This window comes from Streptomyces sp. NPDC005803, from assembly GCF_040630435.1.
Lineage (GTDB): Bacteria > Actinomycetota > Actinomycetes > Streptomycetales > Streptomycetaceae > Streptomyces.
On sequence record NZ_JBEXXO010000008.1, the window covers coordinates 206338 to 233008 of the forward strand.

Below are 26671 nucleotides of genomic sequence, written 5' to 3' on the forward strand. Positions count from 1 at the left end.
ACGGAGAACCGCGATGCGGAAGATACTCATAGTCGGAGCCGGCCAGTCCGGGCTCCAGCTCGCCCTCGGACTGCAGTCCAAAGGGTACGAAGTCACCCTCATGTCCAACCGCACGGCCGACGAGATCCGCTCCGGCCGGGTCATGTCGACGCAGTGCATGTTCCACACGGCCCTCCAGCACGAGCGGGACTACCAGCTCAACTTCTGGGAGTCGCAGGCCCCGCGCATCGAGGGCCTCGGCGTCTCCGTCGCGGCCCCCGACTCCTCGCGCGCCATCGACTGGGTCGGCAAGCTGGACGGCTTCGCCCAGTCCGTGGACCAGCGCGTGAAGATGGCCGGCTGGATGGAGACCTTCGCGCAGCGCGGCGGTCAGCTCGTCATCCACGGTGCGGCCGTCTCCGACCTGGACTACTTCTCCCGCACGTACGACCTGGTGATGGTCTCGGCCGGCAAGGGCGAGCTGGTCTCCATGTTCGGCAGGGACGCCTCGCGTTCGCCGTTCGACGCCCCGCAGCGCGCCCTGGCCGTCGCGTACGTCCACGGCATGGGCCCGCGCCCCGAGCACCCCGACTTCGACGCGGTCCGCTGCAACCTGGTCCCGGGTGTCGGCGAGCTCTTCGTCATGCCGACCCTGACCACGTCGGGCCGCGCCGACATCCTCTTCTGGGAGGGCGTCCCGGGCGGACCGATCGACGCCTTCCAGGGCATCAAGGACCCCTCGGAGCACCTCGCCAAGACGCTGGAGCTCATGGAGCGGTTCACGCCGTGGGAGTACGCGCGCGCCACCAAGGTCGAACTGACCGACGCCAACGGCACCCTCGCCGGCCGTTACGCCCCGACCGTCCGCAAGCCGATCGGCCGGCTCCCCGGCGGCGGCCTGGTGCTCGGAGTCGCGGACGTCGTCGTCGCCAACGACCCGATCACCGGCCAGGGTTCCAACTCCGCGTCCAAGTGCGCGAACGCCTACCTGGACTCGATCATCGAGCACGGCGACCGCGCGTTCGACGCGGAGTGGATGCAGGCCACCTTCGACCGCTACTGGGAGACCGCCCAGCACGTCACGAAGTGGACGAACGCCATGCTCGGCGTCCCGCCGGAGCACGTGCTGAACCTGATCGGCGCCGCCGGCCAGCTCCAGCCCGTCGCCGACCGCTTCGCCAACGGGTTCAACAACCCGGCGGACTTCGAGAACTTCTTCTTCGACCCGGAGAAGACGAACGCGTACCTGGCGTCGGTGGCCGGGGCCTGAGCCCCGCGCACTCCGCGCTCGCACCGGCCGGGCCGGGCACCGCCGGCTCCTGCGGCGGGCCCGGCCCGGCCGTGCGTCACTCGCCGGGCGCCGAGGTGGCGCCGTATCCCTCGTCGGAGCCCCCGGAGGCTCCCTCGGGAAGCTCCGGCGGCTCGTACGTGGTCAGCGGCACGCCCTCCGGGTCGGGCCGGACAGCGCCCAGCAGCGGATTCGACGCCAGCGGGGAGACCTTGACCTGGGAACCGGGCCGTGGCGCCTGCACCACCAGACCGTTGCCGATGTACAGCGCCACGTGCGTCGCCTTCGGGAAGTAGACCACCAGGTCGCCCGGACGCAGGGCGTTCAGCGGCACCTTCCGCAGCTGACGCCACTGCTCCTGCGAGGTACGGGGAACAGTGCGGCCGGCGCTCGCCCAGGCCTGCGAGGTGAGGCCGGAGCAGTCGAACGAGTCCGGCCCCTCGGCGCCCCACACGTACGGCTTGCCGATCTGCTCGATCGCGTACCGGACCGCCTCGGCGCCCTCCGCGGTCGCCCGCCGGGCCGAGGAGAGGGCGCCCGAGGTGACCAGGGCGTCCTGGGCCTTGTCCGTGCCCTTCCGTTCGAGGCGGTTGACCTCGGCGAGCTGGTCCGGCGAGAGCGTGGCGAGCAGCCCCTCGACCTGTTTCAGCCGGGACCGGACGGCGTCGCGTTCCTTCTTCTGCCGCGCCGCCAGCACCTGTTGCCGGTCCAGCACCTTGCGGGACTCCTTCGCCAGTTCGGCGGCGCGCTTCTCGGCACCGCCGAGCCGCCTCAGGGTGGCCGCCCGGCCGGCGGCCAGCCGCTGGATGACCTGGCCCTGGTCGAGGGCGTGCTCCGGATCGCGCATCAGCAGCAGCCGCAGGTACACGGAGAGGTCGGAACGGCCCTGGTACTGCTCACGCGCCAGCCGGCCGGCGGCGTCGCGGCCGCGGGACAGCGAGAGCCGGGCGGTGACGAGCGCGGACTCCAGCTTCTTCGCCTGCGCCGTCCGCTTCTTCAGCTCGGCCGCCGTCCCGTTGTAGGTCTCGGCGGCCTCCTCGGTCCGCCGGTACAGCCGCTGGAGTTCGCTCAGCAGTCCGGCGACGCTGCCGGCGGGCGCGGCCGCGGGCCCGGCGGCAGGGGAGGCGGGGTCGGCCGTGGGCCCGGCGGCAGGGGAGGCGGGGTCGCCGGGACCGGGCGAGGGCGCCGCGAACGCTGCGGCCGGCGAGGCCACGATGACGGCGGCCAGCGCCGCCGTGCCGAGGGAGCGCAAGAGTTTGCCCGACACGACACCACCTCCGGAAAACGGGGCGAATCGTGCGACTACCCCACGAGTGAGCGCAATTCCTCCATACGCTCACTCCCCTTCGGGCAATGCAAGAACCCCCGGGCGTGGCGGCGGCCCGGTTCCCCCGGAAGGCGGCGGGGCGGCCGTGGCAGGCCGCCCCGTCAGGCGACCGGGAAGGCGTAGACCACGCGGTCGCGCCGGACGACCGCGCTCTCGCCGTAGGCCAGCACCTGGTACGGGGCGGTGACGGTCGCCCCCTGCGGGTCCTGGTCCCCGATGTCCTGGAACTTCCAGAGCCGTCGGCCGTCGGCCGCCGCGAACGCGGTGACCTGTCCGGCTCCGGCCGCGAGCAGCGTGCCGCCCGAGCCGCTGACCGTGACCGCGGGGGCCGGTCCGCCGGCCACCTCCTCCGTGGACCGCCGCCAGCGCGGCTTCCCGGTTGCCCGGTCGACCACGCCCACCTCCTGGTTGCGGTTGGTGGTGTGCAGCAGCGCACCGGCCTCGGCCGAGGTTCCGAAGACGGAGCCCGGGGTGCCGTTCAGCGTCCACTTCGGCCGGCCGCCGGGGGTCTCGAAGGCCCGCAGGTCGTCGCCGACCGCCGCGTACAGCACCCCGTCCGCGTCTCCCACGGCCGCCGCGTCGGGGCCGACCGTGCCGACGGTCTTGGCCCACTGGAGCTTTCCGGTCTGCCGGTCGAAGGAGCGGAAGAGCGCCTTGCCCTTGGCGGCCTTCACATCGGCGGGGGTGAGCGTCAGCCGGTCCTGCCGCACGACGACGGCGTCCGGCCGGACCGCCACCAGGCGGTACACGGGCGCGATCGGGCCGCGTCCGGTGGGCACGGGCGTCCGCCACAGTTCCTTGCGCTGCTCGATGTCGTACCCGAACAGGTACGACTTGACGACCTGCCGGTCCTTGCCCGGCTTCTTGCCCTTCGCGGGCTTGGGGGCCTTCACGGTGACCTGGTGCGAGCCGGTGAACCAGAGGTGCGGCCCGGAGGATCCGACGAGACGCCGCACCGACAGGTGCGGAGCGCCCGCGAAGCCGTCGGCGTACGCCACCCGGTGGGCGACCCGGCCGTCCTTCGCGGACAGCCACAGGAACTCGGACGGTCCGGCGACGAAGCAGAACTCCTGGCCGGCGGCCAGGGCGGCCTGGCCCTTGGCGGCGTCCGGGCTCTCCCAGACCCGGCGCCCGGTGCGCAGATCGACGGCGGACGCATGGGTCTCGCCGGTCAGTACCAGCAGCCGTTCGTTCCAGAGGGCGGCGGTGAGGGGGGCCGGTTCGGCCGCCGGGTGCGTGTAGATCCAGCGCGGCTGCGGGGGCAGCCCGGCGACGACGGGCCGGCTGGGGCTCGGTGCGGGCTTGGCGTCGGCCGTGGGCTCGACGTCGTCGCCGGAGCCGAGCGCCAGCACCCCGCCGCCCCCGGCGAGGAGGCCGACGGCTCCGGCGGCGGCAGCGGTCAGCAGGGTCCGGCGGTCGACGGCGGCACGCTTCGCGGGGGCCGGGGGCGCGGCGGAGGGGAGGGGTGCGACGGGCCCGGGGGCGGGCAGCGCTGCCGCCGGGCGCGGGGCCTGGGGCGCGAGGGGGAGGGCGGTCGGCAGCACGGGCGGCGCGGGCGGCAGGGCGAGCTGGGTGGTCACCCGGTCGGGCCGGGGGGCCTGGTGGTCGATGACCCCCAACTGTGCGGTCCGGGTGTCGCGGTGGGGTGTGAGCGGGGACGGCGGGTCCTGGGGGACGCCCTCGGCGGCGGCGGGCACGGCGTCCGCGATCACCAGGGCGTCCGCGATGGCGTCCGGGCCCTCGGCGGGGGCGGGGACGGCCCTCGCGTCTTCAGCGGCGGGGGCGGGGACGGCGTCCGCGATCACCACGGCGTCCGCGAGGGCGTCCGGGCCCTCGGCGGGGGCGGGGACGGCCCCCGCGTCTTCAGCGGTGGAGGCGGGGACGGCGTCCACGACCACCACGGCGTCCGCGATGGCGTCCGGGCCCTCGGCGGGGGCGGGCACGGCCCTCGCGTCTTCAGCGGCGGGGGCGGGGACGGCGTCCGCGATCACCAGGGCGTCCGCGAGGGCGTCCGGGCGCTCGGCGGGGGCGGGCACGGCCCCCGCGTCCCGGGCGGCGTCCGCCTCCGCCGCGCCGGCCTCGGCGGCGGCGGGCGGCGGGGCGTCCAGCGCCCGCACCCGGGCGTTCTGTTCGGCCACCGCTGCCCTCAGCGGCTCCGGCAGCCAGCCACCCTTGGCCAGTCCGGCCGCACCCTCCAGCGCCAGCTCCGCCGCCACCGCGCCCGCCGTCGGACGCTCGGCCGGGTCCTTCGCCAGGCAGCGGGCGACCAGCTCCCGCAACGCGTCCGGCACGGCGTCCAGCCGGGGGTCGGTGTGCGCGATCCGGTCGGCGGCCTCGGCGGCCGGGCCGTCCGCCAGCGGGGTGCTGCCCGTCGCCGCGTACGCGAGCAGCAGGCCCAGCACGAAGAGGTCGGAGGCGGCCCCGGCCTCCTGGCCCGCGACCTGCTCCGGGGTCAGATAGCCGAGCCGTACGGAGAGCTGGCCGCCCGGCCGCGCCTCGGCGTCGGCCGCCGCGCCCAGCGGCCCGAAGGCGGTGAGCCGCGGCCCGTCCTCGGCCAGCAGTACGGTCCGGGGGGCGAGCCCCTGCAGGACGGCTCCCGTCGCATGGACCCGGGAGAGCGTTTCCGCGATGCCCGCGCCCAGTATCCGCACGGCACGCTCGGGGAGCGGCCCGGCGAGGTCGACCGCCTCGGCGAGGGTCAGCGCCGGTACGTACGCCGAGGCCGTCCACGGCCGGTCGTCGTCCTCGGAGCCGTCCGCGGGAGTGTCCAGCCGCGCTTCCACCCAGCCGCCGGCCAGCCGGTCGGCGGTCGCCGCCTCGGCGTGGAACCGCCGCCGGAACGCGGGCAACGCGGCAAGCGCCGGCCGGGCCGCGGTGATCAGGACGAGGTCGTCCGGGTCCGAGCCGTGCGCGAGGTACTGGACCGCGGCGGCCGTCTCACGGAACCGCACGAGCACGGTGTACGGGCCGAAGCGGCGTGGATCGTCCTGACGCAGCGCCTCCATGGCGCACCCCCTTGTGACCGTCCCTCGGACCAGACCGTCGATCTTAGACCGGCCGGCCCCGCCCGTTCCGCCCGCAAGGGTCACTGCGGCTTCGACCAGGGCCACTTGGGCCGGTGGCGTTCGCGGCCGTCCGGGGCGTACTCGTACACCCAGCCCCGCTGGATCCCCAGCCGCTTGGTGTACCCGGCCGGGACCCTGCGGTACGCGTACACGGTGGCCGGTCCGCCGTCGGCGGCCGGGACCGGGACCTCGTACCACTTGGGCGGGTGGCCGGTCGCGCCGACCAGGACGGGCAGGACCCGCCCGTCCAGTGGGCCGCCGGTGAAGGGTGTGTTCTGGCTTCTCACCGCGCCAGTCTGACCGATCAGCCCGGCGGCAGCAGGTGCGCCGCCGCGCCGATCACCGGGATCAGCCGTTCCGCCAGCCGTCCGGCCGGGCCGTCCGCGGTCTCCAGCGGTAGCAGTTCGGCCACCGCGGCCGCGGTCTCCGGGTCCGTGGCCGCGGTGACGGCGAGGAGACCGATGAACTGGTCGACGAGCCAGTCGCGCAGCTCGGACGCGGCCGGCCGCTTCCCCTCGTCCAGCCAGATCAGCGACGCCGCCTCGACCGCGGCGATCCAGGTGCGCACCATCATCCGCAGCCGCGGCGCGGGTTCGCTGCCGGCGCCGCGGCCCAGGTGCAGAAGGATTTGCGCGGCCGCCGCCCGCCGTACCTCGTCGACGATCGTGCTCGTACGGGACGTGTCGGCGACACTGCCCCCGCGCAGCAGCGCGCTGAAGCCGGCGTCGTGCTCGTCGACGAAGGCGAGATAGCGGTCGAGTACGCGCGTCACCCGTTCCGTGGGCGGGCCCACGGCGGGTTCGGCGAAGCACAGCTTCAGTTCCTCCGCGGCGGACCTGAGCGCCGCCTCGTACAACTGCTGGCGCCCTCCGGGGAAGTAGCGGTAGACCAGCGGGCGCGACACCCCGGCCACCGTCGCGACCTCGTCGAGCGAGACCTCGTCGGGGGCCCGGTGCGCGAAGAGGGTGAGCGCCGCGCCGAGGAGTTGGGCGCGGCGCTCCTCGACGCTGAGCCTTCGGTACGCACGGCTGGGCGGCGCGGGTGCGGCAGGGGTCATACAGGCCAGCCTAAGACCGACCGGCGGCCGGCGGGCGCCGTCAGGCCAGCAGGCCCGAGCTCTTCCACAGCCTGCGTCCCACTCCGCTCAGCACCCCGATGTCGTCGAAGAAGTCCGTCAGCCGCTTGGCGCCCGACTGCATGACCTCCGCCCGGTGGCCGCTGGCCTTCACCTGGGCCACGGCCTCCCGCCGGTCCAGGCCCACGTTCTCGTACACCTGCGGGTTGACGAAGCAGACGGAGAAGACGCGGGCCGCCTCCCCGCAGCTCACCCGGGTGAGCTCGCGCTCCCAGCGCGGGGCGGTCACCATCTGGCGCCGCAACTCCTCGCGGGCGTAGCGGACGTGCCGGGCCTCCTCGACCACGTGGATGCGGGTCACCCCGCGCACCAGCGTCTGGACGCGCTCGTCGGGGAAGGTCAGCCGCTGCATCCAGTCGAGGATCTCCTCGCCGAGCAGCGTCGCGGCGAACGATCCGGGTGTCGTGGAGACGGTCTTCAGCACCCGGGCCATCTGGTGGTACCGGCGCGGAACGGGGTAGCAGGGCGCACCGCCCCAGGTGATCATCCGGCCGAACATCATGGAGTGCCGGCACTCGTCGGCTATCTCGGTGAGCGCGTAGCGGACGTGGTTGCTGACCACCGGCTTGTCGTAGATGTGGCGGACGAGCAACTGCATGAGGATGATCTCGAACCAGATGCCGAGGGAGGCGAGCGAGGCGGCCTCGTGCCGGGCCAGCTCCTGCCGCTGCTCCTGCGACATCCTCTTCCACATCGGGGTGTCGTAGAGGGAGATCAGCTCGGGCGGCCAGAACCACTTGCCGTCCTCGACCGCCGCGTCCCAGTCGAGCTCCTTGTCCGGGTCGAAGGAGTGCTTGGCGGAGGCCTCCAGGAGTCGTTCGGCGATCTGCTCGCGGTCGCGGAGCGGGCCGAGTGCGTCGCGGAGCAACTGCACATCGCGTTCGGTCACGGTCGTCATGGCTGGACGCACCTCTCCCATGGGTTACCGACGGTCATCCACTATGAGACTGCCTGTCAGCAAGGCCGTCAATCCCTTGCGCACGACTTGTTGACCCGGCGTCTACCAACGTGTGAACCTGCCAACTGAACGAGGCGCCAGCCGACTTACCGGATTCCGCGAGGCGAAGGAGCCGTCCGTGTCGACACACGACCTCTACACCACCGCCCCCGAGCAGCCGCTGTGGACGGTGCCCGCCTCGGGCGCCGCCCGCTTCAGCTGGGACTACGACGACGGCCGTGAGCGTCTCCTCGCCCTGTACCAGAAGGGCAAGGACAAGCAGTGGGACGGCAACAAGCGCATCGACTGGAGCCTCGAGGTCGACCCCGCCGACCCGCTCGGCACCCCCGACGAGGCCCTCACCCTGTACGGCACCCCGCACTGGGCGAAGATGACCGAGAAGGACCGGGGCGAGCTGCGCAAGCACTACACCTCCTGGCAGTTCAGCCAGTTCCTCCACGGTGAGCAGGGCGCCATGGTCTGCGCCGCCCGGATCGTGGAGTCCGTCCCCGACCTGGACGCCAAGTTCTACTCCGCCACCCAGACCATGGACGAGGCCCGGCACGCCGAGATATACGGCCGGTTCCTGCACGAGAAGGTCGGGATGCTGTACCCGATCAACGACAACCTCCAGGGGCTGCTCGGCGACACCCTGCGCGACTCACGCTGGGACATGCCCTACCTCGGCATGCAGGTCCTCATCGAAGGCCTGGCCCTCGCCGCGTTCGGCATGATCCGCGACACCACGACCCAGCCGCTGCCCAAGCAGATCCTCGCGTACGTCATGCAGGACGAGGCCCGCCACGTCGCCTTCGGCCGGATGGCGCTGCGGGACTACTACAAGCAGCTGAGCGATGCCGAACTGCGCGAACGCGAGGAGTTCGTCATCGAGGGCTGCTACCTGATGCGCGACCGGCTCAGCGGGGTCGAGGTGCTGGAGAACTTCGGCATCGCCAAGCAGGAGGCGAAGGACCTCTCGGAGCACTCGGAGTTCCTCCAGCTGTTCCGCAAGCTGCTGTTCAGCCGGATCGTCCCGTGCGTCAAGGACATCGGCCTGTGGGGCGAACGCCTCCAGAAGGCGTACGTCGACATGGGGGTCTTCGAGCTCGGCGACTCGAACCTGGACCTGCTGATGGCCCAGGACGAGGAGATAGCCGAGCAGCTCGACCGGGAGCGCTTCGAGGCGGAGGAGCAGGCGCGGGTGGCGGAGGTCGCGGAGGCGATAGCGGAGGGCGGCGCGGACCCCTCGGCCGCCTGAGCACCGGCCGGGCGGCGACGGGACGGCCCTCAGGTCAGGACCAGCCACCGCCGGCCGTCGAGGAGTTCGCGTGCCGCGTCGAGGTGACCCGCGTGGCACGCGGTCTCGGTGATCACGTGCAGCAGGACGTCGCGCAGCGTGTGCAGGTGCGGCGCGCCGAACTGGTCGTGGGGCCACCAGGCCAAGGGCGCGTCGGCCGGGGCCGCGGTGACGACGGCGTCGGCGAGGGCCGCCTCCGCGCGGTAGCGGCCGAGGACCTCGGCGGCGGTGGCGCCGGGGGCCACCTGCCAGGCGTCGTCGATCCCGTCCAGGGCGTCGATCACGGCCGCGTCCCCCGTGAACACGGCACGGAACCAGAACCGTTCGACATCGAGCGCCAGGTGCTGGACGAGCCCGAGGCAGCTCCACCCGGACGGCAGCACGGGCAGCCGCAGGGCCTCGGCGTCGAGTCCTTCGAGGATGCCGAGGACATGACGGCGCTGTCCGGCCAGCGACGACAGGAGGGCGCTGATCTCGGCGCCCGGGAGCGGGCTGCCGGGTTCGGCGGTGGTGGTCTTCCCGGCCCCGTCCCCCGTCGCGGTCATCGTGCGATCTCCCAGATGTGGCCGCCCGGGTCACGGAAGCTGGCCGTCCGGATGCCCCAGGGCCGGTCCACCGGCCCGTTGAGCAGGGTCACCCCGCGCTCGGCCAGCACCTCGCACATGGCGTCGACGTCGTCCACGGGGAGCGTGAGCTGCATCCGCGCCCCGGTGTCCGGACCGGCGACGGCCGCCGGCTCGATCAGCCCGTGCGCCGCGGTGGTCCGCAGGAGATTGACGAGGGTGCCGCCGAAGGTGAAGACCGCCGAGTTGTCGTCCTCGTAGGTGACCGGCAGTGCGAAGACCTCCTGGTAGAACCGCTTGGTCGCCGCCAGGTCCTCGGTGAACAGGGTGAGGGCGCTGATGCCGCCGGGCCAGTGCGTGCTGCCGTTCTTGTCCGTCACAGCGGAAACGATTGACTAACTCGCCTTCCCTGTAAAGGGGGTTGCCGACTCCACCGCCCGCTCCATGCAGACCAGTCCCGCGCGCCCGTCCCACGACGCGGTGACGGAGAAGCCGAACCGCTCGTAGAGCGAGACGGCTCCGGTGCGCCACTGCCACACCGACAGCCGCGCGGTGCGGACCCCGCTCTGGGCGGCGGCGTGCGCGAGCGCGGCGTCGATCAGGGCGGAGGCGACGCCCCGGCCGCGGAACGCGGGGTCCGTCCACAGCCGCTTGATCTCCACCCGCCCGTCCACGGGGGCCGTGACCACGACGCATCCCGCGGCGGCGCCCCCGTCCCGCGCGACCAGCACGACGGCGTCGGCGAACGCGCGGTCCGGATCCTCGGCCTCCGCCCGGTAGCGGTCGGGCAGACCGGCCGCGTCGGCGACGGGCACGCCCTTCTCCGCCTCCGTCCGCAGGTGGTAGTCGACGAGCAGCCCGGACAGCCCGTCCACGGTGGACAGGGCGCCGGCCGGAGGCCGTACGACGACAAGGTCACGTCGATCGTTCATGGCCCAAGAATCACATGCGCCCGGAGGCTGCCGGAATCCGTTGTACGGGCGCGGAACCGCCGCGGGAGAACGGGCCCGTGTCCTTTGCCCTCGTCTCCCGGGACCTCGCCGCCGCCCGCCGCCGCACCCCGCGGCCTCGAAGGCCTCGTACGCGGGTACGGCCCCGGCAGGCACCTCCCGCTGCCCCGGCTGCCGGGGCGTGAACTCGAAACGACGTTCCCCCGGATGACGTAACTTGGGCGGCATGACCACGCCCCCGCCCCAGCCCCCGCAGGGCCCGTACGGAACGCCGCAGGGCCCGTACGGCCCGCCGCAGCCGCAGCAGAATCCGTACGCCCAGCAGCCGGTGCCCGGGCAGCCGCCCTACGGGTATCCGCAGGCGCCCCCGCCCTGGGGCGGTCCCGGGCCCGGTGGGCCCGGGTTCCCCGGGATGCCGCCACCGCCGAGGAAGAACCGGACCGGGCTGGTCGTCGGGATCGTCGTCGGCGCCCTCGTGGTGGCCGGCGGCCTCGCGTACGGCGCCTTCCGGCTGGTGGACGAGGCGGACGTGGGCGGACTTCCGACGGCCGGTGGTTTCCCGAAGGCCGAATACCGGCTGATCGTGCCGAAGAAGCTGCTGGACGACGAGTACACGCTCCTCAAGGACTCCTCGTCGACGGACGGGCGGGACATCGAGAAGACCTACGACCCGACCATCCGTGACGCGAAGGCCGTCGTCACCCAGTACACCTCCGGGAGCGGCGGCACCCTGGTCATCTCCGGGCTGTGGGGCCGCATCAAGGGACCCGAGTTCACCCGGGACAAGATCCTGGAGGGGGCGGTGCAGAACGAGGGCATGACCATCGCCGTGCCCGCCAGGGAGTTCACCCCCGCCGGGTACGGGATCACGGTGTCCTGCCAGGTCGTGCGGTCCGAGGAAGGCGCCATCAGCAGCACCATTCCCATGTGCGCGTGGGGCGACGACAACACCGCCTCCTTCGTCGCCGTCGTCACCGCCGAGACGGCGCTCCAGGCCCCGGACAAGGTCGACCTCGACAAGGCCGCGCTGCAGACCGCCAAGGTCAGGGCCGAGTCGCGCAAACCGATAGCCGCCGCCGAAGCCGACTGACCGGGAGCCCGCCGCCCGTCACCGCCGCGCGGCGGTCAGCGCCTCCTCCACCGCGCAGGCCATGGCGAGCAGCGGGGCGTCCGCGCCGCGTCGCGCCACCAGTTGGAGCCCCACCGGGCAGCCGTCCGGCGTGAATCCGGCGGGCACACTCGCCGCCGGATGGCCGCTCAGGTTGAACGCCCACGTCAGCGAGGTGGAGAAGAGCTCGCCCGGACCGTCGTGGCCGTGCGGGCGGTTGGGGGTGACGGGCGTCAGGAGCAGCGGGGTGGCCGCGAAGAAGGCGTCCAGCCTGCGGTCGTTCTCCCGCCGCAGCTCGGCGAGGGGCGGCGGCACCTCCCCGCTGCGCACGGCCTGCCAGGCCGCCGCCGGGTCCAGCAGCGCGCAGCCGTGGTCCGCGAGCCGGACGGCCCCCGCCGTCACCAGCCGCCGCACCGCTGCCCGGACCACGGCCGCGACCTCCGGGTCGACGTCCGCGAACCCCAGGTCCGGGCTGTAGGCGGCGGGCAGGGGCAGTTCGGCCGTGGCGGGTTCGTAGCCGTCCAGGACGCAGCGCAGGTAGGTGTGCGCCCGCGCGGCCGTGCGGGTCAGTACCCCGGCGGAGGCGAGCCCGGAACGGTCGGGGGAGGGCAGCAGCCCGTTGGTCGTCTTCAGCCCGAACACCCCGCACCAGGCCGCCGGGATGCGCACCGACCCCGCCCCGTCGCTGCCGGTGGCGAGTTCCACGAGGTCCGCCGCGACCGCGACCGCCGAGCCCGCCGACGAGCCGCCCGGGGTCCGGTCCGGCCGCCACGGGTTGACGGTGCGTCCGTGGGCGCCCAGCCCCCAGGTCTGCCAGGACGTGCCGGGGCCCGGTACGGAGGTCGAGCCGACCGGGACGCCACCGGCCGCGAGCAGCCGCCGGGCGGCGTACGAACGGATTCCGGCGGGGCCCTTCACCGCGAACGGCAGCCCGGCGAGGGGGAGTTGGGCCGCGGCCGGCAGCCGGGCGAGCGCCTCCTCCCCCCACACGTCGTGGAAGGCGCACAGCCGCGGGTCCTCCCGCCCGATCGCGGCCAGCGCGCCGCAGACATCCCTGAAACCCGTCACCGGCTCAGTCTTCCAGGGCGGCCTCCATCACGGCACGGGCGATCGGTGCGGCGCTGCCGCCGCCGCTGATGTCGGCCCGGTGGGCGGCGGCGTCCTCGACGACCACGGCGACCGCGACCGCCGGCCGCCCGGTGTCCCGCGCCTGCGCCCAGGAGATGAACCAGGCGTACGGCGTGCCCGAGTTGTCGATGCCGTGCTGGGCGGTGCCGGTCTTGCCGCCGACCGTCACGCCGTCGATGGCCGCGTTGGCGCCGGTGCCCTCCCGCACCACGTCGATCATCATCTGCCGCAACCGCATCGCCGTCATCGGACTCATCGCCCGGTGGTAGGTGCGCGACCCGGTGGTGTGGACCGTGGCGCCGCTGTGCGTGGTCGTGCGGTCCACCAGGTGCGGATACATGAGGTCGCCGCCGTTGGCCACGGCCGAGGCCACCATCGCCATCTGGAGCGGGGTGGCCGTCGTGTCGAACTGGCCGATCGAGGACAGGGCCAGCTGGTCGTCGCTCATGTCCGTGTCGAAGTTGCTCTTCGCCACCCCGGAGGGGATCTTCAGCCCCGTGTCGTTGAAGCCGAACCTGCCGACCGCCTCCACCATGCCCTGCAGCCCGACCTCCACCCCGAGGTGCGCCATCACGGTGTTGCAGGAGACCCGGATCGCCTCCGCCAGCGACGCCTGCTCGCAGCCGCGGGCCTCGTTGGGCAGCGTGGTCGACGTGCCCGGCAGCACGTACGGGGAGGGGGTGTCGGTCCCGGCGTCCGGATCGGTGACCACCTCGGCGTCCATCGCCGCCGCGGCCGTCACGATCTTGAACGTGGAGCCGGGCGGATACGTCTGCCGGATCGCCCGGTTGAGCATGGGCTGGCTCGGCGACGCGTTGAGCTCGCGCCAGGCGTCGGTGACGGACGAACCGGTCCCGGAGAGCCGCCCGGGGTCGTACGAGGGGGTCGAGACCAGGGCCAGGATCTGGCCGGTCGTCGGCTCGACGGCCGCGACCGCGCCCCGGCGGCCGCCGAGCCCCTCGTACGCGGCGCGTTGCACGGACTCCTTGATCGTGGTGAGGACATCGCCGCCGGGCTGCCGGGCGCGGGTGATCTCGTTCCAGAACGGGAGCGGCGCGAGCAGGGGATCGGTGCCGGTCAGGAGCGCGTCCTCGGCGTTCTCGATCAGGGTCGTGCCGTACGTCTGCGAGGCGTAGCCCGTCACCGGCGCGTACAGGGGGCCGTCGCGGTAGGTGCGCTCGTGGGCGAGCTGCTCGCCGGTGTCCTTCGAGCCGGTGACGGTCCGGCCGCCGACCAGGATGTTGCCGCGCGGCTGGTCGTAACGGTCGATCGTGGTACGGCGGTTGGCGGGGTTGTCGTCGAGCGCGTCGGCCTGGAAGACCTGGACGCGGGCGGCGTTCACCAGGAGTGCCACGAGCAGCAGCAGGCAGAACGCGGCGGCACGGCGGATGTAGCGGATCACGGCCGGTCCCCCCGGGCGGTCGTCGGGCGGTGGGTCACAGGTCGTCCTCCAGGGCCGGTGCGACGACGCCGGTCTCGACCTCGTCGACATGGGGTCTTCGGGCCACGTCGCTGACCCGGATCAGCAGCGCCACGATGATCCAGTTGGTGACCACCGACGAACCGCCCTGCGCGAGGAACGGCATCGCCATGCCGGTCAGCGGGATCAGCCCCATCACCCCGCCCGCGATCACGAAGACCTGGAGCGCCAGGATCGAGGCGAGACCGATCGCCAGCAGCCGTCCGAACGCGTCGCGCAGGGAGAGCCCGGCCCGGTACCCCCGCGCCACCAGCAGGGCGTACAGCATGAAGACGGCGGTGAGCCCGGTCAGGCCGAGCTCCTCGCCGGCCGTCGCCAGGATGAAGTCGGACTTCGCGGCGAAGCCGATGAGGACGGAGTGGCCGAGCCCCAGCCCGGTGCCGAGCATCCCGCCCGCGGCGAAGGCGAACAGCGACTGGGCGAGCTGGCCGGGGCCCTGGCCGGCGTCGATGGAGGCGAACGGGTCGAGCCAGTCCTGCACCCGGCTGTGCACATGCGGTTCGAAGGAGCCGACGACGAACGCGCCGACGGCGGCCAGCAGCAGCCCGACGGCGATCCAGCCGGTCCGGCCGGTCGCCACGTACAGCAGGATGACGAAGAGGCCGAAGAACAGCAGCGACGTGCCCAGATCGCGTTCCAGGACCAGGACGCCGACGCTGATCAGCCAGATCGCCACGATCGGGCCGAGCACCCGGCCGGTGGGGAGCTGGAGCTTCCAGATCCTGCGGCCGGTGTACGCGAGGGCGTTGTGGTTCGCCGCGAGGTAGGCGGCGAAGAACACGGCGAGCAGGATCTTGGCGAACTCGCCTGGCTGGAACGAGAATCCGCCGATCCTGATCCAGATCTTGGCGCCGTTCACGGCGGGGAAGAAGATCGGCACGATCATCAGGACGAGGGCGGCGGCGACGGAGAGGTACGCGTAGCGCTGGAGGACCCGGTGGTCGCGCAGGAACACCACCACCGCGATGAAGAACGCGACGCCGAGCGTGGACCAGATCAACTGGGTGGGGGCCGCCTGGTCCCTCGGTGTCTCCAGGTCGAGCCGGTAGATCAGCACCAGGCCCAGGCCGTTGAGCAGGACGGCGATCGGCAGCAGCAGCGGATCGGCGTACGGGGCGCGGAAGCGGACGGCGAGGTGGGCCAGGAGGGCGAGCAGCCCGAGGCCGCCGCCGTATCCGGCGACATCGGGCGGGACCGCGTCGTCGTGGGCCAGACCGACGGCGGCGTAGCCGTAGACGGAGATGAGGACGGCCCCGACGAGGAGCGAGAGTTCCACGCCGCGCCGCCTGGGCAGGCGCAGCTCGGGCGGGGGCGCGTCCGCGGTCGTTGCGGTCATGCCCCGCAACGTAGCAAGAGGTGGGTGTTATTTCCCTTATGTCCGGATGTGGGGGTTCGTGGGTTCCGGGCGCGCCGCCGCCCGTCAGGCGCCCGCGGGGGAGTGCGGCGGCTCCTCGCCGCCGTGGTCCAGGCGTACGTACTCCGGCAGCGTCAGCCGGGCCACCGCCCCGCCGTCCGGCGCGTTCTCGAAGGTCAGCTCGGCGCCCATCACCTCGGCCTGCCCGGCGGCGATGGTCAGCCCGAGGCCGTGCCCCTTGGCGCCGCCCTCCGTGCGGAAGCGCTGCGGGCCGCCCGCGACCAGGTAGTCCGGGAAGCCCTCGCCGTGGTCGCGCACGGTCACCACCGGCCCGTCGACCGTCAGCAGCACCGGCGGGCGGCCGTGCCGGTGCGCGTTGCCGATCAGATTGCCGAGCACCCGCTCCAGGCGCCGCTTGTCCGTCTCGACCCGCACCGGCGGCCCGCCCGGGGCGACCCTGACCTCGGTCGCGGGGCCCGGGAGGCGCGCCGCCACCCGCTCGGCGAGCGGCGCGAGTTCGTGCACATCGAGATCGACCTGTTCGGTACGGGCGTCGAGCCGGGAGATCTCCAGCAGGTCCTCCGTCAGCGCGCGCATCGCCCGGACCCGGTCCTGCACCAGCTCCGATGGGCGGCCCGGCGGCAGCAGTTCGGCGGCGGCCGACAGGCCGGTCAGCGGGGTGCGCAGCTCGTGCGCCACATCGGCGGTGAAGCGCTGTTCGGCCACGAGCTTGCGCTGCAGCGTCGAGGCCATGGTGTCCAGCGCCCCGGCGACGATGGCCACCTCGTCCTGCCGGCGCGAGGGGTCGGCCGTACGGGGGTCGTCGACACGGGCGTCCAGATCGCCCGCACCGATCCGGCGGGCCACCCGCGCGGTCTGGTGCAGCCGCCGGGTGACCCGGGTGACGGAGAACGCGCCCACCAGCAGCGTGGCGCCGATGGCCAGCAGCGAGGAGCCGACGATCGCCCCGTCCAGGCCGTTGATCGTGCGGGCGCTCTGGCCGTAGTCGACCTGCGTCGCGAGGGCGTGCCCGTCGGCCGGGGCGGCGGCCCACATCGTGGGACGGCCGAGGTGGTCGGCGACCATGGTGCCCCGCTCCCCGCCCACGGCCAGGGCGCGCAGCGCCGCGGGCAGCCCCGGCGGATCGATCCCGGAACGCGGCGGCAGCGCCTCGCCCGCCTCGTAGGCGGCGGTGACGCCCTCCAGCCGCGACAGCGCCTTCTCGCGGGCGTGACCGACCGTCTGCCGGGTGACCGCGGTGTGCACCAGCACGCCCAGCAGGGCGGCGAGCAGGCAGCACATCACGGTGATGAAGACCGCGGACTTCCAGGTGAGCGTCGCCGTCCAGGCGGGCAGACGCAGCCGCCGCCGGGTGCGCCGCGTCCGGGTCGCGCCGGTCCGCCGGGCTCTCACCGGCGCTCCGCGCTCACGGCCGCCGAGGGGGCCGCGGTGGGCGTGGGCGCGGAGGTGCCGGGCGCCGGGCTCGCCGGGGAGGCCGGCCGCGCGGAGGGCCGGGGGCCCGGGGTGGGCCGCCGGCCCTGCCCGGCCCGCGGGGTCGTCCGCAGGATCTCGTCCTGCGTGGGCAGCATCGCGCGCTGCTGGTCGTCCCACGACCAGGCCGTGCGGTACTGGTAGCCCGTGATGGCCGACGGCGCCCGCATGATCAGGTCCCGGCCCGCCAGCTCCACGCTGATCACGGCGTCGGAGGTCGACATGATCCGGGTGAGCCCGCCGGCCTCCGGCATGTAGACGTGTACGGACAGCTGACGGCCGGGCAGCCGGATGCCGAGGACCATCTCGTCCCGGCCGTCGCCCGTCAGATCGCGGTAGTAGGGCGCCAGCACCGGGCAGGACGCGGGCGCGTCCGGGCAGTCGTCGAGCCGGCGCACGGTCTCGGCGGGGAGCGCGGCCGTGCCGCTGGACCGGTCCGGACGGGCGTTCAGCCCGGCCCGCACCACGGCCACCGGATCCAGTCCGTGCACGTCGCCGTCCGGGACGGTGATCCCGGGGATACGGGCGGTCTCGCCCTCGCCGTAGTCGTACGGGGCGGCGGAGGCGGGCGGCAGCTCCGGCCAGAGACGGGCGGGACCGATGGCGGCCGGGGCCCGGCCGGCGCTCCGCAGCTCGCCGCCGGTGCCGCAGCCGGCCAGCAGCGCGGCGCCGGTGACGGCCGCGAAGGCGGCGGCGGTACGGCGCCCCGTCCGGTACTGCGGACGCATGTGTTCCTCCCTTGCCGGCCGGACGGACCGGATCGCACGTGTGTGCGCACGACTCCGGCTCCGTCAACCTTATGCGGAAGGAAATCCCTTATGCGTATGTAGTGCTGATACTTCAGTACCGGTACGTCATCGCTGATACGGGTTCTGGCCCTGGCCCTGCGTGCCCGGAGCGTAGCCCGGCTGCTGCGGGGACTGGCCGAACGGGTTCCCGTCCTGCGCGGCCACGTGCTGGGCCAGCAGCTGGTCGGCCTGCTCCTTGGGGATCTTCTGCTCGCCACCGCAGAACGTGCACTGGGTGGCGTACTTCGTCGAGATGGGGAACAGCGGCACGAAGAACAGCGTGAACTTCGTCACCCGCTTGCGCAGCGTGTGCGCGGCCGGATTCCCGCACCAGCCGCAGACCAGTGTCAGGACCGCCAGTTGGTAGAGATAGCCTCGCGTACCGAAAATGATCATGTGGTGGGTCCCTTCCCCGTGTCACCCAGGAGCGCCCGGCGGCAGAGCGCCAGCAGCTTCTCGTCCTCGTATGTGTCGTGGCTGCCGTATCCGCCGTCCATCGCGTGGTGACGGCGTACGGAGGCGAGTTCGGCGCGCAGCACGTGTGCCGCGTCCGACCCTGCACCAGCAGCCCCCGTCCGCGCCAGGCATTCGGCCACCCGAACCCTGACATGACGGTTCTTCTCCCAGGCCGCGAGGAGTACCGGAACGGACTCCTCGGCCCGTCCGGAAACCTGCCACAGAGCGATCGCCGCGTCCACCCGCAGCCACAGCTCCTCGTGACGCAGCAGCGCCCGCAGCCGCGGCGCGGTCACCGCCGCCTGGGCGCCGAGCCGGCCCAGGGCGCTCGCCGCCGCCCGCCGTTCGCGCGCGTGGTCCGCCTGGAGCCCCTCGATCAGGACCGGCAGCACCGCCCCGGCGTCCCCGTCGACGGCCCAGAGCGCCTCGGCCGCCTCCGTGGCCGCCGCCCCCGGGCGGCGGATCAGCGCCCGCAGCTCGGGGACCGCGCAGTGCGCGGCCGGCCCGAACGAGCCGAGCGCCCGCAGCGCCGCCGTCCGCAGCCACTCGCCCCGGTACTCCGGCGCCCCGCGCAGGATGCGCAGCACCTCCGGCGCCGCCTCGCCCGCCCGGAGCGCGGTCAGCCCGGCGAGCAGCGGGCTCGCCCGGTCGTACGCCTCCTCGTCCAGCCCGACCTCGCTCAGCCGGCGGCGCAGCAGGCCGGCCAGCGGCCGGGCCGCCGGGCCCAGGTGCGCGAGGGCGAATCCCACGTCGTGCGGCACCTCGGGCCGCTCCAGCGCCGCCGCCAGCGCGGGCACCGCGCGGGCGTCGCCGAGCCGGGCCAGGGCCTTCACCGCGCTGCCCAGCCCCGGCGGCCCGCTCGCCCACTCCTTCACCCAGGCCCCCGGATCGGCCGCGACCCGGGCCGCCAGCGCGTCCGCAGCGGGTGCGGCCAGGCCGAAGAGCTCCTCCAGGACGTGCGAGGCGGCCTCGGCCAGCTTCGGCTCGTCGGAGCGGAGCTGCTCGCCCACCAGCCGCACGAGCTCCCCGTAGGAACCGCGCCAGGCCCGGATCAGCCCCCCGCTCATCCGGACGGCGTCGATGCGCTGACCCGGTTCCGGGCTGCACAGCTGATCGGTGAGCAGAGCCGTCCGGTCGGCGACCCGGTCGTCCAGCCCGACGTGCAGGGTGCGCAGCAGGTCGGCCGTCCAGGGGGCCGTGCGCCCGGCTCTGTCCTCGGCCGGCAGCGCCCGCAGCTGCCCGACCATGGCCATCGGCGCGGCCTCGAAGGCGGCGGGGTCGGGGGCCCCGTGCGCCCGCGACACCGCTTCCGGGGCCTCCGGGGCCTGTGCGGACTCCGGGGCTTCAGGGGCTTCGGGGGCCTCAGGGGTCTCGGGGGCCGAGCGCAGCCGGCGCAGCAGACCCGCCACCACCCTCACCACGTCGCCCGGCAGCGCCTCGGGCGCGCACCGGGCCAGCTGGGCCAGGGCCGCCAGCCGCAGCCCCGGCGCGTTGGCCTCGGCGGCCAGCCGGCTCAGCCAGTCCGCGATCCGGCCGGCCAGGGGGCGGTGGCGCAGCGCGACCCGGCCCGCGGCCTCCACCAGGGCGCGCCGCACCTCGTCGTCGGGCTCCACCGGCAGCCGCTCGCGCAGCAGGGCCAGCACGCGGCCCGGACTGGCGTGCAGGGTGGCCAGGGCCAGCGGCGCGGAGACCCGCACTCCCGGGTCCTCGTCGGCCATCAGCGCGAAGAAGACCCCGGCGCCCGCGCTGACGGCGGCCGCCGCCATCGCGTAGTTCGCCATGCACTCGGCCTCGTCCTCGTCCTCGCCGATGTCCTCCTCGTCCAGGTCGATGCCGCCGATGCTGGTCAGCAGCTCGACGACGCCCCCGCGGTCCGGAACCACCGGATCGGCGACCAGCTCGAAGAGGAACGGGATGCAGGCGAGCGTGCAGGCGTAGACGTCACCCTGGTGGTGGACGGCCCCGTACATGCCGTCCAGCGCGGCCTCGCGCTCGGACGGATCGGCGGACGCCAGGCCCCGAAGCAGTCCCGGCACATCATCGGCAGGCCCGTAGGCATGCTCCATCGAGGCCCAGTCGACCTCGTCGATCCCCGCGAACACGCCATCGCCTCCCCACGGTTTCCCACGAAGCAGTGTCTGCGCAGAGTGTGCACCACCGTTCGGACGATCCGCCCGCCCCATCCGGCCTTTTGCCCTTGGACATGACAACTCCGACGCCCATGCGGTATGGCCCGGCCAGGGAAGCCCTACCCGGTGTCCGGAATCGGCCGCCCCTGGTCCGGCGCGGTGAGCGGTGCGAGCAGATCGCCGTACCGCGCCAGCCGCTCCGCGATGTCGCCCGCCAGGAAGACCAGTTCCCCAGGCTCCCGGCACCCCTCGATCTCCGCCCAGGTGACCGGGGCGGAGACGGACGGCTCGGCCCGCGCCCGCAGGGTGTAGGGGGTGGCGGTCGTCTTCGCGGCCGCGTTCTGGCTGAAGTCGACGAACACCTTGCCCGGCCGCAGCGCCCGTCTCATCCGGTGCACCACCAGATCCGGGAGCTCGCGCTCCGCCTGCACGGCGAGCGCCTTCGCGTACGCCGACACCCGCTCGGACGCGGTCGGCTCCAGCGGCACGAGCAGGTGCAGCCCCTTCGACCCGGAGGTCTTCCCGTACGCCTCCAGTCCGTCGGCGGCCAGCCGCTCGCGCAGCCAGCGGGCGACCGCGCAGCACTCCACGACCGTCGCCGGGGCCCCCGGGTCCAGATCGAACACCATCCGGTCGGCCAGCCCCGGCGTCTCGGCCCGCCACTGCGGGGTGTGGAACTCCACCACCAGGTTGGCCGCCCACATCAGCGAGGCGAGGTCCTGCACGACGACCTGCCTGGCCTGTTCCTTCTCGTGGTGCGGCACCGGGGCGGTGTGTACCCAGGACGGCGTACCGGGCGGCGGATTCTTGGTGAAGAACTGCTGCCCGTCCGGCCCGTCCGGATAGCGCAGGAAGGACAGGGGCCGGTCCCGCAGATGCGTGAGCAGCACCTCCGCCGCCGTGGCCGCGTAGTAGTGCAGCACCTCGCCCTTGGTGGTGCCGGTGGCCGGATACAGCACCTTGTCCAGGTTGCTGAGCGACAGGCGCCGCCCCTCCACCACAGTGATCGGCGTCATACGATAAGAATCACATGAAATCAGGATCTGTACGGACATTGCGGATGTAAGGGGTGACCGGTGAGGTCCATCTGGAACGGCGCCATCTCGTTCGGGCTGGTCAGCATCCCGATCAAGCTGGTCAACGCCACCGAGAACCACTCGATCTCCTTCCGGCAGGTCCATCTCGCCGACGGCGGCCGCGTCCGCTACCGCAAGGTGTGCGAACTGGACGGCGAGGAGGTGGCCGCCGCCGACATCGGCAAGGCGTACGAGGACGCGGACGGCTCGATGATCCCGATCACCGACGAGGACCTCGGCTCGCTGCCACTGCCCACCGCCAAGACGATCGAGATCGTCGCCTTCGTCCCGGCCGACTCCATCGACCCGCTGCAGATGGACGCGGCGTACTACCTCTCCGCGAACGGGGTGCCGGCCGCCAAGCCGTACACCCTGCTGCGCGAGGCGCTGAAGCGGAGCCGGAAGGTCGCCCTCGCCAAGTACGCCCTGCGGGGGCGTGAGCGCCTGGGGATGCTGCGGGTGGTCGACGACGTGATCGCGATGCACGGGCTGCTCTGGCCGGACGAGATCCGGGCTCCGGAAGGGGTCGCCCCGGAGGGCGACGTGGCGGTCCGGGACGCCGAACTCGACCTGGCGGACACCCTGATGAACACGCTCGGCGAGGTCGACATGGACTCGCTGCACGACGACTACCGCGAGGCGGTCGAGGAGCTCATCGCGGCAAAGGCCTCCGGCGAGACCCTTCAGCCGGCCCCGCCCGACAAGTCCGGCGGGAAGGTCATCGACCTGCTCGCGGCCCTGGAGAGCAGCGTGCGGGCGGCGCAGGAGGCCCGTGGTGAGGACGAGGGGGGCGCGAACGACGGGGAGAAGGCGCGGGCGCCGGTCGCGAAGGTCACCGCCCTCGCGGACCGTAAGCCGTCGGGCACCACCCGCAAGAGCTCCGGGGCCAAGCCGGGTGGACGGGCCTCGTCCGGTTCGGGCTCCGGCGGCGGGGCCCGGAAGTCCGCCGCCTCCTCGCCGAAGTCCTCGGGGGCGATGTCCACGGCGACCGCGGACAAGGGGGCGGCGAAGAAGAGCGCGTCCGGTGGCCGTTCCGCCGCGAAGAAGACCACGTCCAAGGCTGCCGCGTCCAAGAGTGCCGCGGCCAAGAAGACGGCGGCGGCCAAGAAGCAGAGCGGCACGAAGACCGCCTCACGCAAACGCGCCTCCGCGTAGCCGGGCCGCCCGCGGCCCGCGGGAAGTGAGAGCGGAACCCGGATCCTGACGGCCGGACCGCTCTCCCACCGCACGGACCGGCGGCCGCCCCGGCCGGCCACCGGCACGGCAGGACGGCCGAACGGCCGCCACGGGGCGTGATCCGTGCCCCGGACGGCCGTTCGGTCCGCGCGTGCCGCTCCAGGGCTCAGCGCCTGCTGTAGGAGCTCACGTAGCCGGAGGCGGGCGTACCGACCCCCGTCACGTCGTCGTACCCCCGCACCGCCGACAGCGAGGCGTCCTTGCCGAGGCTGCGCACCGAGGTCCGCAGACCGTCCGCCGCGTCGTACCCGTTGACGAAGTCCACCCGGGCGACGGCGAGATCACGTCCGGCGCCCAGCGGGTGGTCCGTCACGTCGTGGTAGACCGGGGAGTCGTAGCGTGCGTAGATCGCCGGGTTGGCGAAACCGATCGGGCGCCCGTGCCGCGCCTGCTGCGCCAGGGCCTGGACACCGGCGATGACCGGCGCCGCGAGCGACGTACCGCCGATGCGGTACTCGTCGTAGCCCAGCGATCCGTCGGGCAGCGTCTGGGTCTGGCCGACCAGGAAGCCGGTGTTCGGGTCGGCGACGGCCGCGATGTCCGGAGCCGTGCGCATCCGGGTCTTCCCGTTGGCCCGGGCCAGCGAGTCCGGCACGATGCCGCGCTGGTAGGACGGCTGCTTCACGGTGGAGCTGGTGCCCCCGCCCGCACCCGAGGTGTACGGACCCGGGAAGCCCGTCCAGCTCGTGCCGTCCGCCGCCAGCGGGGCGTTCAGGGTGCCCCAGCCGGTCTCCCACTGATACGAGTCGTGCTTGCCGACGGCCAGCGACGTGCCGCCGACCGAGGTCACCCAGGCGGAGTTGGAGGGGACGTCGATCTGCTTGGTGCCGGTCGACGCGACGTTGTCGCCGTCGTCACCCGAGGAGAAGTAGAAGCCGATGCCCTCGACCGCGCCCATCTTGAACACCTGGTCGTAGGCGAGCGCCAGGTCGGGGGTCTGGTTGGCCTCGATGTCGCCCCACGAGTTGGAGACGATGTCCGCGAGCCGGTGGTCGACGACCTTGTTCAGCGAGTCCAGCAGATCGTTGTCGTAGCAGGAGGCGCCGCCGACGTACACGATGTTCGCGGCGGGTGCGACCGCGTGCACGGCCTCGACGTCGAGGGTCTCCTCGCCGTACCAGCCGGACGCCCCGCACTCCTCGGTCTTCGTGTAGTCGTCCGGCAGCACCTGGCTGAGCTGGCCGCGCCGGTAGGGCGCGTCACCGTTGCGCGCGGCGTACTCGGCGGCGTCCTTCGCGATGGTGGGCGAGGCGTACGCGTCCGTGATCGCGACGGTCACCCCCTTCCCGGTGTAGCTCCCGGCCCCGTACGCGGCACGCAGCTGCTTGCCGGTGTACCCCTTGACGGCGTACGGCACCTTGGCCCCGTACGCGCTCGGCAGGGCGGAGGCGATCGCCGAGCCGAAGTACGAGGAGAACGGCCCGGAGTTGCGGAACACCGCGTCCGGCGGCGGCAGGACCTCGTCGTGATTCGACCTGTGCGGGGCGTTGTCGAGACCGGACACGGCGAGCACGGCATCGCTCAGCCCGGCCGGCACCGAGGCGGTGGACGCCGGGGCGCGGTAGGTGCGGCTGCCCTTGCGGTAGTTGCGCAGCTGCGTGCTGAACGCCTTTTCGGCCTGGGCCGCTTCACCGGTGGCCGAGACGTAGTGCTGGTCGGCGCCGGTGACGGTCAGCCCACTGGACTCCAGCCACCGGCTGACCCGGTCGATCTGGTCGCGGGTGGCCCCGAACCGCGCCTGCGCCTGGGCGGCGCTCAGGTACTTCCCGTACGACGGCGAACTCGGGTCGGAGACCGCGGCCGCGTAGGCGGCCAGCCCCTTCGCGTCCCGTCCGGCGAGATGAACCCGCACGGCGACCTTCGCGCTGTCGGCCGTGGCTCCCCGGTCGGCCGTGGTGGTGGCCCAGGCCGGCTTGGTGCCCTGCAGCGCGTCCCGGCCGCCCGGCGCGGAGTCCGCGCTGGCGTTGGGTATCCCGAGGGCGAGCGCACCGGCGAGCAGCGGCAGTGTCGCTGCCATGCTCAGCGCGGCGCGTCGTCGGGCGCGGCTGATTCTCAAAGTAACCCCCTGCGATGTGGGTCTCGCGTGTGGAGCACGTGCCGAATGATGTGCACATGTAATGCGCCACTCTGGCGAGGAACACCTCATGTAGGGGGCATGCAATGACCAAGAATCAGCCAAGGGGCACCTGGTATGGGGGAGTTCGCCCCGAATGGCCGAGGGCCGGGCGTCCCTCCTTCCGCGGGTCCGGGTTCCGGTGGGGAGCCGACACCCCCGACCGGACGGAATGCCGGGCCCCGCCGTCCCGCCGCCCGGTAAGGTACACATCGCCGCGACTGGCGCGCGCCCCTGCCGGGGTGCTCAGTGGAATCGACCACGAGGGAGCGGCACACCCCGGGCCTGCCCGGGGAGACATCGCCGGAGAGCCGTCCGCCTGGGCATCCGGGTCCACGCCGCAGTGACGCGGCCGACCCGGGAGGACCCCGTGACCGCATCCGTACCCTCGCACCCCCGCCACCCCGCCCTCGCGGCAGCCGATCCGGAACTCGCCGCGCTGGTGGTCGCCGAGGAACAGCTCCAGGCCGACACCCTGCGCCTGATCCCCAGCGAGAACTACGTCTCCGCGGCCGTGCTCGAAGCGTCCGGCACGGTGCTCCAGAACAAGTACTCCGAGGGCTACCCCGGCAAGCGGTACTACGAGGGCCAGCAGATCATCGACCAGGTCGAGACCCTCACCGCCGAACGTGCCAGGGCGCTCTTCGGCATGGACCACGCCAACGTGCAGCCCTACTCGGGCTCCCCGGCCAACCTCGCCGTGTACCTGGCCTTCCTCAAGCCGGGCGACACCGTGCTGGGCATGTCACTCCCCATGGGCGGCCACCTCACCCACGGCTGGGGCGTCTCGGCCACCGGCACGTGGTTCAACGGGGTCCAGTACGGGGTGCGGCGCGACACCGGCCGCGTCGACCTGGACGAGGTGCGCGACCTGGCGCTCGCCGAGCGCCCCAAGGTGATCTTCTGCGGCGGCACCGCCGTCCCCCGCGAGATCGACTTCGCGGGCTTCGCCTCGATCGCCCGCGAAGTGGGCGCGGTCCTCGTCGCGGACGTCGCCCACATCGCGGGCCTGATCGCCGGCGGCGCGCACCCCTCGCCCGCCCCGCACGTCGACGTCGTCTCCACCACCACCCACAAGACCCTGCGCGGTCCGCGCGGCGCGATGCTGCTCAGCCGCGCCGAACACGCCCGCGCCCTCGACCGCGCCGTCTTCCCGGGTCTCCAGGGCGGCCCGCACAACCAGACCACCGCGGCCATCGGCGTGGCCCTGCGCGAAGCCGCCACGCCGGACTTCCGCACCTACGCCCACGACGTGGTGACCAACGCCCGCACCCTCGGCGAGGAACTGGCGGCCCGCGGCTTCGACCTGGTCTCCGGCGGCACCGACAACCACCTGCTGCTGATCGACCTGACGAGCAAGGACGTCCCCGGCAAGACCGCGGCCAAGGCCCTGGACCGCGCCGGCATCGTCGTCAACTACAACACCGTTCCCTACGACCCCCGTAAGCCCTTCGACCCCTCAGGCATCCGCATCGGCACCCCGGCCCTGACCTCACGCGGCATCCCGGCCTCCGAGATGGCCACCGTCGCGGAGTGGATCGGCCGCGTGACCACCGCCGCCCGCACCGGCGACGAGGACACGATCACCACGGTGCGCGCCGAGGTGAAGGCCCTGATGGACGGGTATCCGGCCCCGGGGCTGCCGGTGGGGTGAGTCCCGGGCGGGGCTGCCTGCCTGCCCCAGGGGACGCGACGGCGCCGCGACGGGGCGCGGCGCCGCGAGCGTCCCCCGGGACAGCCCCTAGGGGGCCGAGCGCCACGGGCCGAGGCC

Annotated in this window: 22 protein-coding genes; 5 read left to right on the plus strand and 17 right to left on the minus strand. The window is 73.5% G+C overall.

The features are described 5' to 3' along the window. Positions 1-13 precede the first annotated feature (13 nt). Entirely contained in the window at positions 14-1249 is a 1236-nt protein-coding gene (locus tag ABZ454_RS14300) for a styrene monooxygenase/indole monooxygenase family protein (protein ID WP_356323105.1), read from the plus strand. 76 nt (positions 1250-1325) lie between these two features. On the opposite strand, the gene ABZ454_RS14305 is transcribed toward ABZ454_RS14300, so the two are convergent. The 5 genes from ABZ454_RS14305 to ABZ454_RS14325 form a co-directional block, all read right to left on the minus strand. Continuing rightward, a complete protein-coding gene (locus tag ABZ454_RS14305) occupies positions 1326-2534 on the minus strand; it encodes an NlpC/P60 family protein (protein ID WP_359537991.1) in 1209 nt (402 codons plus the stop codon). Positions 2535-2695: 161 nt separating this feature from the next. Beyond that, positions 2696-5599, minus strand: a complete 2904-nt coding sequence (locus ABZ454_RS14310) for a PQQ-binding-like beta-propeller repeat protein (protein ID WP_359537993.1) — start codon at positions 5597-5599, stop codon at positions 2696-2698. Positions 5600-5679: 80 nt separating this feature from the next. After that, complete coding sequence (locus ABZ454_RS14315; RefSeq protein WP_356323099.1) at positions 5680-5946, minus strand: hypothetical protein; 267 nt, start codon at positions 5944-5946, stop codon at positions 5680-5682. A 17-nt stretch (positions 5947-5963) separates the two neighbouring features. Then, positions 5964-6716 (minus strand): TetR/AcrR family transcriptional regulator, encoded by a 753-nt coding sequence (locus tag ABZ454_RS14320; protein WP_356323097.1) that lies wholly within the window; start codon positions 6714-6716, stop codon positions 5964-5966. A gap of 40 nt (positions 6717-6756) precedes the next feature. Beyond that, the gene (locus ABZ454_RS14325; RefSeq protein WP_356323095.1) at positions 6757-7692 is read right to left on the minus strand and encodes a diiron oxygenase; all 936 of its coding nucleotides are present in this window, start codon (positions 7690-7692) and stop codon (positions 6757-6759) included. Positions 7693-7870: 178 nt separating this feature from the next. On the opposite strand from ABZ454_RS14325, the gene ABZ454_RS14330 reads away from it, so the two are divergent. Further along, complete coding sequence (locus ABZ454_RS14330; protein ID WP_356323093.1) at positions 7871-8989, plus strand: ferritin-like domain-containing protein; 1119 nt, start codon at positions 7871-7873, stop codon at positions 8987-8989. Positions 8990-9018: 29 nt separating this feature from the next. Here the strand turns inward: ABZ454_RS14330 and ABZ454_RS14335 are convergent, their stop codons facing one another. The 3 genes from ABZ454_RS14335 to ABZ454_RS14345 are packed head-to-tail and all read right to left on the minus strand — an operon-like array spanning position 9019 to position 10523. Beyond that, entirely contained in the window at positions 9019-9573 is a 555-nt protein-coding gene (locus ABZ454_RS14335; protein WP_356323091.1) for a DinB family protein, read from the minus strand. Next, complete coding sequence (locus ABZ454_RS14340) at positions 9570-9971, minus strand: VOC family protein (protein ID WP_356323088.1); 402 nt, start codon at positions 9969-9971, stop codon at positions 9570-9572. The genes ABZ454_RS14335 and ABZ454_RS14340 overlap by 4 nt, the downstream gene beginning before the upstream one ends. Before the next feature lie 15 nt (positions 9972-9986). After that, positions 9987-10523 (minus strand): GNAT family N-acetyltransferase, encoded by a 537-nt coding sequence (locus ABZ454_RS14345; RefSeq protein ID WP_359537997.1) that lies wholly within the window; start codon positions 10521-10523, stop codon positions 9987-9989. Between the two features lie 244 nt (positions 10524-10767). Here ABZ454_RS14345 and ABZ454_RS14350 point away from each other — a divergent pair, with 244 nt between their 5' ends. Further along, a complete protein-coding gene (locus ABZ454_RS14350) occupies positions 10768-11631 on the plus strand; it encodes a hypothetical protein (RefSeq protein ID WP_359537999.1) in 864 nt (287 codons plus the stop codon). A gap of 18 nt (positions 11632-11649) precedes the next feature. On the opposite strand, the gene ABZ454_RS14355 is transcribed toward ABZ454_RS14350, so the two are convergent. From ABZ454_RS14355 to ligD, 8 genes are all read right to left on the minus strand, one after another. Beyond that, positions 11650-12717, minus strand: coding sequence for an amidase (locus ABZ454_RS14355; RefSeq protein WP_359538001.1), 1068 nt, complete (start codon positions 12715-12717; stop codon positions 11650-11652). 4 nt (positions 12718-12721) lie between these two features. Further along, the gene (locus tag ABZ454_RS14360; RefSeq protein ID WP_359538003.1) at positions 12722-14179 is read right to left on the minus strand and encodes a penicillin-binding transpeptidase domain-containing protein; all 1458 of its coding nucleotides are present in this window, start codon (positions 14177-14179) and stop codon (positions 12722-12724) included. A 34-nt stretch (positions 14180-14213) separates the two neighbouring features. Then, positions 14214-15593: an FtsW/RodA/SpoVE family cell cycle protein gene (locus tag ABZ454_RS14365; RefSeq protein WP_359538005.1), complete on the minus strand. Its 1380-nt coding sequence runs from the start codon at positions 15591-15593 to the stop codon at positions 14214-14216. Positions 15594-15677: 84 nt separating this feature from the next. Then, on the minus strand, positions 15678-17024 hold the full coding sequence (locus ABZ454_RS14370; RefSeq protein WP_359538007.1) for a HAMP domain-containing sensor histidine kinase: 1347 nt from the start codon (positions 17022-17024) through the stop codon (positions 15678-15680). Next, positions 17021-17830, minus strand: a complete 810-nt coding sequence (locus tag ABZ454_RS14375; RefSeq protein ID WP_359538009.1) for a hypothetical protein — start codon at positions 17828-17830, stop codon at positions 17021-17023. Before ABZ454_RS14375 ends, ABZ454_RS14370 begins: the two co-directional genes overlap by 4 nt. 126 nt (positions 17831-17956) lie before the next feature. Next, the gene (locus ABZ454_RS14380) at positions 17957-18286 is read right to left on the minus strand and encodes a zinc-ribbon domain-containing protein (RefSeq protein WP_356325591.1); all 330 of its coding nucleotides are present in this window, start codon (positions 18284-18286) and stop codon (positions 17957-17959) included. Beyond that, complete coding sequence (locus ABZ454_RS14385) at positions 18283-20448, minus strand: PBS lyase (protein ID WP_359538011.1); 2166 nt, start codon at positions 20446-20448, stop codon at positions 18283-18285. Before ABZ454_RS14385 ends, ABZ454_RS14380 begins: the two co-directional genes overlap by 4 nt. 146 nt (positions 20449-20594) lie before the next feature. Continuing rightward, positions 20595-21491 (minus strand): non-homologous end-joining DNA ligase, encoded by an 897-nt coding sequence (ligD, locus tag ABZ454_RS14390; RefSeq protein WP_359538013.1) that lies wholly within the window; start codon positions 21489-21491, stop codon positions 20595-20597. A gap of 60 nt (positions 21492-21551) precedes the next feature. On the opposite strand from ligD, the gene ABZ454_RS14395 reads away from it, so the two are divergent. Beyond that, positions 21552-22706: a Ku protein gene (locus ABZ454_RS14395; RefSeq protein ID WP_359538014.1), complete on the plus strand. Its 1155-nt coding sequence runs from the start codon at positions 21552-21554 to the stop codon at positions 22704-22706. A gap of 187 nt (positions 22707-22893) precedes the next feature. On the opposite strand, the gene ABZ454_RS14400 is transcribed toward ABZ454_RS14395, so the two are convergent. Next, complete coding sequence (locus tag ABZ454_RS14400) at positions 22894-24804, minus strand: S53 family peptidase (protein ID WP_359538016.1); 1911 nt, start codon at positions 24802-24804, stop codon at positions 22894-22896. Positions 24805-25270: 466 nt separating this feature from the next. On the opposite strand from ABZ454_RS14400, the gene glyA reads away from it, so the two are divergent. After that, positions 25271-26554: a serine hydroxymethyltransferase gene (gene glyA, locus ABZ454_RS14405; protein ID WP_359538018.1), complete on the plus strand. Its 1284-nt coding sequence runs from the start codon at positions 25271-25273 to the stop codon at positions 26552-26554. Positions 26555-26671: the final 117 nt, after the last annotated feature.